Genomic DNA, 6346 nt, shown 5'->3' on the forward strand with positions numbered 1-6346 from the left:
GTGGGGCTTTGAAAAATAGGGAATTTACTATTTTTATATTTATAGCTTCTGTTATAGTTGGTATATTAATATCTATGAATATAAGTTTGGATGGAAATGAAACTCCTAAGATATTAAATGCTAAGGAATATCAGGATGCTTACAATAAGAGAAATAATCTTTATAATGAAATATCTAAATTGAAAGAAAATAATAGAGAGTTACAAAAAAAAATAAATAATTATACTAGAAGTGATGAAACTACAGATAAGGTCTCTAAGGATATGACAGATGAACTTAAGAAAAATTTAATGATTACAGGTATGACAGAAGTTCAAGGTCCAGGGCTTAAAATTGTCTTAGAAGATGGTGGAGAATCCTTTGATGGAGAAGTGATTGATAATTTAATGAGACTTTTAAGAACTATCCATGATGATGATATGATTAAGGTTATAAATGAATTAAAAGTAGCAGGAGCAGAGGCCATATCAATAAACAATCAAAGAATTATATATAATACAGAGATATATTGTGGTGGACAGTTCTTAAGAATGAATGGAGTTAAAATACCAGCTCCTTTTTATGTTAATGTAATTGGAGATCCTGATAAAATAGAAAATCAAATAATGAGAGATGGTAGTTATATAAAAACTCTTATGAATAGAGGAATTAAGGTAGAGATAACAAAAAGTGACGATATTATAATGCCGGCATATATAAGTGATATGAAACCTAAATATATGACTCCTAATGAGAAATAATAAAAAGTTTTGTAAAATTTTTGTACAAAAAAGAGGATTTTCTATTCCTATAGAGAATAATATAATGTAATATATAATTATATGGTAAAGGAGACAGTAAAAGTGGAAATTAAAGAAAACTTACTAAGAGTAACAGAAAAGATTCCAGATAATGTTCAACTTATTGCTGTATCTAAAACAAAGACTATTGAAGAGATGGAAGAAGCCTATGATTTTGGCATAAGAAAATTTGGCGAAAACAAGGTTCAAGAAATACTAAGGAAGTTTGATGAGTTTCATAAGGATGTAAAATGGCATTTAATTGGGCATCTTCAGACTAATAAGGTAAAATATATAGTTGATAAAGTCCATCTTATACAATCCTTAGATAGTATTAAATTATTAAAAGAAATAGAGAAGGTTTATGGTAAACATAATAAAATTGCTGAAACCTTAATTCAAGTTAACATAGGAAGAGAAGAACAAAAATATGGTATCTTGGAAGAAGAGTTAGAGGAACTTATAGAGGCTATAGAAGATTGTAATAATATAAATGTTTTAGGTATTATGACTATAATTCCAAAAGGAACAGAGGATGAAAATAGAGCTTATTTTAAAAAGGCCCACAATCTATTTTGTGAGCTTAAAAAAAGAAGCTTTAAAAATATAAAGATGGATATACTTTCAATGGGTATGTCTAATGATTTTGAAATAGCTATTGAAGAAGGTAGCAATATGGTTAGAGTAGGCCAAGGCATATTTGGTGAAAGAATATATAAATAAATATTAGGAGGGTTTAACTATGTCTAAAATGGTTAGTAAAGTAAAGAGTTTTTTAGGATTTGATGAGTTTGAAGATGAAGAAGAAGTAATGATGGAAGAAGAAGAGGTAATGGAAGAAGAAGATTTTGCTCCAGTATTATCTTCTAAAAAAAGTGGTAAGGTTGTAAATATCCATACTGCAAACACTGCAAAATTAATGATAACTAAACCTTTAGTATATGATGATGCTACTGAAATATGTACTGCATTAAAAAATAGAAAGATTGTTGTTATAAACACAACTTCATTAGAGCTTAGAACAGCTCAAAGATTAATAGACTTCGTTGGTGGAGCTTGTTACGCTTTATGTGGAGAACTTCAAGAGGTTGAAAAGGGTGTATTTATAGTATCACCATCAAATGTTGAAGTAACAAATGAATTAAAAAATGAATTAAGCAATAAAGGAATGTTTAACTGGGCTTCAAAATAATATGGATAAAAAAGAGTTTTTAAATTTATTAAATTTAGAAGAATATGAAGCATTAAAACTTTATGAAAGATTTAATTTAGCAAGAACAAGGAATATAACAATATTTACTGATGAATTTTATACTCCTGATGTATGGAGCACTTTAGAAGAAATAAATTTTTTGGGTGTTACTGTAGAAAGTTTTGGAGTTTTTAAAGAAGGAGAGAGAAGAGTCATAGCTTTTAATAAGGAAGAATATGATGAGTATCCAATAAGCCTTCTTAAAATTCAGTGCAATACTAAGTTTTCTAAATTAGAGCACAAGGATTATTTAGGATCTATTATGGCACTTGGCATAAATAGAAATAAGATAGGTGATTTAATATTAAAAGAGGATGGATGTTATGTTGCAGTTCATCATAGCATAATAGACTTTTTATTTATTAACCTAAATAAAATTAAAAATTTAAATTGTAAGTGTGAATTGATATATAATTTAGAGGATATACCAAAGCCAAGTTACGAAGAAAAAAATATTATAGTAACTTCAAAAAGATTAGACTGCATAGTTGCAGCTTTAGGAAACATGTCAAGAAGCAAGTCTTTAGACATTATAACCTCTGGAAGTGTTCTTCTAGATTATAGAGTAACAAAAGATAAAAGCAAAGAAATTTGTGAAAAATCAAGACTTACAATAAGAGGCTTAGGAAAATTTAAAATAAGTAATATTTTTGGGACAACTAAAAGTGGTAGATTAAAATTGACAGTATTTAAGTATACATAGGAGTGTGATTATATGAAATTGACCCCAATGGATATTAACAATAAGGAGTTCAAAAGGGTTTTAAGAGGTTATTGTCCAGAGGAAGTAGATGAGTTCTTAGACCAAATAGTCGAAGAATATGAAACTCTTTTTAAAGAAAACACTTCATTAAAAGAGAAATTAGAAAATTCTAACGATAAAATAGAACATTATACAAAAATTGAAAATACAATTCAAAATACATTACTTCTAGCTCAAAACACAGCTGAGCAAGCAAAAGCTAATGCGCAAAAAGAAGCAGATGTAATAATTAAGAGTGCCAATGATACAGCTCAAAGAATTTTAGATAAAGCTCATAATGATGTTATACAAATAAATGATGAGTATGATAGTGTAAAACAAGAGTTTATAAAATTTAGAGCTAAGTTTAGAAGTTTTATGAACTTCCAAATAGATACTTTTGATGATTTAGAGAAGGATTTCGTAAAGAATTTTAATATAAGTAAGCCAGAAGAAGAGGTTGAACAACAAGGAATAAAGGTTGAATTCAATGATGAAGAAGATAAAACTGAGCTTAAGGAAATATACGAAGAAGAAACACATTTTGATGATGTAAATGAAATAAAGAGCTTCTTTGCTGAGGAGTAATTCATTTAAAAAATCTCACTTTATAAAGGTGAGATTTTTCTTTTTCTTATAATTAATTGTTGAAATTTAATATGTTATTATATAATATTTAAGATATAGCTTTAAATATTTACTTTAGAATGGAGCAAATGAAACTATGAGTTTAAATAAAGAAGTGATAAAAGTAACTGAAGAAGAAAAAGGAATAAGAGCAGATAAATTTTTAGCTCTTAAAATAGATGGAGTTTCAAGAAACTTTATTCAAGGCCTTTTTGATGAAGGTAAGATTTTAATAAATGGAAAAGCACAGAAGGGGAAATATAAGCTTTCAGCTTATGATGAGGTTCAGGTTGAAATTCCAGAGCCTGAGGAATTAAAAGTTGAGGCTGAGGATATCCCGTTAAATATAATTTATGAAGATGAAGATGTTATTGTGGTTAATAAACCAAAAGGAATGGTTGTTCACCCAGCTCCTGGTAATTATACTGGAACATTAGTTAATGCTCTTCTTCATCATTGTGATGATTTATCAGGTATTAACGGGGTTATAAGACCAGGAATAGTACATAGAATAGATAAGGATACTTCAGGAATCTTAGTTGTTGCTAAAAATGATAATGCACATCAAAAATTAGCGGAGCAATTTAAAGATCACAGCATAAAAAGAGAATATTATGCCGTTGTTGAGGGAAGATTCAGTAAAGAAGGTGGTACAATAGATGCGCCTTTAGGAAGACACCATAGAGATAGACTTAAGTATGCTGTTGTTAAAGAAGGAAAGAGAGCAGTAACTCATTATGAGGTTCTTAAGGTGTTTAATTCATGTTCACTTGTTAAATGTACTTTAGAAACAGGAAGAACTCATCAGATAAGAGTACATATGGCTTTTATAGGACATCCTTTACTTGGAGATACTGTTTATGGATTAAAAAAACAAAAGAAATTAAGTCAAAATGGGCAAGTTCTTCATGCCAAAACATTAGGATTTATTCATCCTACAACAGGGAAATATGTTGAATTTGACTCAGAGTTACCAGAGGATTTTGAAGAGATTTTAAATAAATTAGGAGGTTTATAAAATATGCATCTTAAGGCAAGTTTATTAGATGAAAATTCAATAAGAAGAGCACTTACAAGAGTTTCTCATGAAATAATAGAGAAAAATAAAGGGGTAGAAAATATTGTTCTTGTTGGAATAAAAAGAAGAGGATACCCATTAGCAGAGAGAATTTCAAAGTTAATAGAGAAATTTGAGGGAGTTAAGGTTCCAGTTGCTAGTGTTGACATAACATTATATAGAGATGATTTAACTAATGTTAGTGATACGCCAAACTTAAATGATCCTAAAATTGATGTTGATGTAAAAGGAAAAAAAGTTATAATAGTTGATGATGTTTTATATACTTGTAGAACAGTGAGAGCGGCAATTGATGCTATTATGGATCAAGGAAGACCAGAATTCATACAATTGGCAGTTTTAGTTGATAGAGGGCATAAAGAACTACCAATAAGAGCTGATTATGTTGGAAAGAATATTCCTACATCAAAGGATGAGATAATAAAGGTTCAGATTAAAGAAATAGATGGAAATGATTCTGTTGAAATATACGAAAATGAAAACTAAGGAGTAAAGTTTTATGGATTATAATTTAATAGCCACTGCAACATTTGGTTTAGAATCTATTGTTGCAAAGGAATTAAAAGCATTAGGATATGAAGACTTAAAAACTGAAAATGGAAGAGTTCACTTTGAAGGAGATGAAATGGATATTGCTATTTCAAATCTTTGGCTTAGAACTGCTGATAGAGTTTTAATAAAGGTAGCTGAATTTAAGGCTGAAAGTTTTGAAGAATTATTTAATAATACTGTTGAGATTGATTGGAGTCAATATATACCTGTGGATGGTAAAATGCATGTTATAGGAAAGTCTGTTAAATCAACACTTCATAGTGTACCAGACTGTCAGTCAATAGTTAAAAAGGCTGTAGTTAAGAGTATGAGTAGAAGCTATGGAAAAGAGTGGTTTACAGAGGATGGTCCAGTTTATAAAATAGAAGTTGGAATATTAAAAGATGTTGTTACTTTAACAATAGATACATCAGGAGAAGGGCTTCATAAAAGAGGGTATAGAGAGAATTCTGGTAAAGCTCCTCTTAAGGAAACATTAGCAGCAGCCATGGTTTTATTATCTAAGTGGAGAGGAGAAACTCCTTTAATAGACCCATGTTGTGGTTCAGCAACTATATTAATAGAGGGGGCTATGATAGCTAGAAATATAGCACCAGGCTTACATAGAAAATTTGTTTCTGAAACATGGCCTTCAATAGATAAGGAAATATGGGACCAAGTTAGAGAGGGAGCAGAAAAATCAATAAAGAAAATTCCTTTAGATATAACTGGTTATGACATAGATGGATGGGTATTAAGTACAGCTAAAAATAACGTAAGAAAAGCAGGATTAACTGACTGTATAACTTTAGAAAAAAGAAATTTCTTTGATTTCTCAACTAAAAAGAAATATGGATATATGATTTCAAACCCTCCATATGGTGAAAGAATAGGGGAAAAAGATGTAGTTTCTAAACTTAATAAACATTTTGGAGAAGTAAAAGAAAAGTTAGATACTTGGGATTTTAATATCTTAACTGCTTGTCCAGATTTCCAAAAAGAGTTTGGTAGAAAAGCTACTAAAAATAGAAAGCTTTATAATGGTAGACTTTTATGCTACTACTATCAATACCTAGATAATAACCTTAAAAAATAAGTTTTATAAAGTATATATTAAGTCCTATAAATAGACTCATAATCTGTTTATAGGACTTTTATAATTAAAAAAATAGGTTCTGTTTAATAAAGTGTTGATTTTAGATAGCCCTTCAGACCTACTTAATTGCGCAGAGAGTTTCTATTGAATATTCCAGAATAATAGCTAAAGCGAAGAAACTCCCGTTGGTCAAACAACTTCGCTTCTTAACGCTATTATTCTTCCATATTCAATGAAACTC

At 29.3% G+C, this 6346-nt stretch carries 8 protein-coding genes; all 8 read left to right on the top strand.

What is annotated here, in order from left to right:
• Nucleotides 1-8: 8 nt before the first annotated feature.
• On the top strand, nucleotides 9-740 hold the full coding sequence (locus tag Q1K13_RS06815) for a DUF881 domain-containing protein (RefSeq protein WP_300348745.1): 732 nt from the start codon (nucleotides 9-11) through the stop codon (nucleotides 738-740).
• A 102-nt stretch (nucleotides 741-842) separates the two neighbouring features.
• Nucleotides 843-1502: a YggS family pyridoxal phosphate-dependent enzyme gene (locus Q1K13_RS06820; RefSeq protein ID WP_300348747.1), complete on the top strand. Its 660-nt coding sequence runs from the start codon at nucleotides 843-845 to the stop codon at nucleotides 1500-1502.
• A gap of 19 nt (nucleotides 1503-1521) precedes the next feature.
• Complete coding sequence (locus Q1K13_RS06825; protein ID WP_300348749.1) at nucleotides 1522-1971, top strand: cell division protein SepF; 450 nt, start codon at nucleotides 1522-1524, stop codon at nucleotides 1969-1971.
• A 1-nt stretch (nucleotide 1972) separates the two neighbouring features.
• A complete protein-coding gene (locus tag Q1K13_RS06830) occupies nucleotides 1973-2734 on the top strand; it encodes a YlmH family RNA-binding protein (RefSeq protein ID WP_300348751.1) in 762 nt (253 codons plus the stop codon).
• A gap of 12 nt (nucleotides 2735-2746) precedes the next feature.
• The gene (locus tag Q1K13_RS06835) at nucleotides 2747-3361 is read left to right on the top strand and encodes a DivIVA domain-containing protein (RefSeq protein ID WP_300348752.1); all 615 of its coding nucleotides are present in this window, start codon (nucleotides 2747-2749) and stop codon (nucleotides 3359-3361) included.
• Between the two features lie 136 nt (nucleotides 3362-3497).
• A complete protein-coding gene (locus Q1K13_RS06840; protein WP_300348754.1) occupies nucleotides 3498-4418 on the top strand; it encodes an RluA family pseudouridine synthase in 921 nt (306 codons plus the stop codon).
• Nucleotides 4419-4421: 3 nt separating this feature from the next.
• Nucleotides 4422-4964 (top strand): bifunctional pyr operon transcriptional regulator/uracil phosphoribosyltransferase PyrR, encoded by a 543-nt coding sequence (pyrR, locus tag Q1K13_RS06845; RefSeq protein ID WP_300348755.1) that lies wholly within the window; start codon nucleotides 4422-4424, stop codon nucleotides 4962-4964.
• Nucleotides 4965-4977: 13 nt separating this feature from the next.
• Nucleotides 4978-6105, top strand: coding sequence for a THUMP domain-containing class I SAM-dependent RNA methyltransferase (locus Q1K13_RS06850; protein ID WP_300348757.1), 1128 nt, complete (start codon nucleotides 4978-4980; stop codon nucleotides 6103-6105).
• Nucleotides 6106-6346 lie beyond the last annotated feature (241 nt).

This window comes from Clostridium sp., assembly GCF_029267215.1.
GTDB lineage: Bacteria > Bacillota > Clostridia > Clostridiales > Clostridiaceae > Sarcina.

Excerpts from the sequence above, each read along its gene's own strand:
- Q1K13_RS06825 (WP_300348749.1), top strand. The coding sequence starts at position 1,522 with ATGTCTAAAATGGTTAGTAAAGTAAAGAGTTTTTTAGGATTTGATGAG.
- Q1K13_RS06830 (WP_300348751.1), top strand. The coding sequence starts at position 1,973 with ATGGATAAAAAAGAGTTTTTAAATTTATTAAATTTAGAAGAATATGAA.
- Q1K13_RS06835 (WP_300348752.1), top strand. The coding sequence starts at position 2,747 with ATGAAATTGACCCCAATGGATATTAACAATAAGGAGTTCAAAAGGGTT.
- Q1K13_RS06840 (WP_300348754.1), top strand. The coding sequence starts at position 3,498 with ATGAGTTTAAATAAAGAAGTGATAAAAGTAACTGAAGAAGAAAAAGGA.
- pyrR (WP_300348755.1), top strand. The coding sequence starts at position 4,422 with ATGCATCTTAAGGCAAGTTTATTAGATGAAAATTCAATAAGAAGAGCA.
- Q1K13_RS06850 (WP_300348757.1), top strand. The coding sequence starts at position 4,978 with ATGGATTATAATTTAATAGCCACTGCAACATTTGGTTTAGAATCTATT.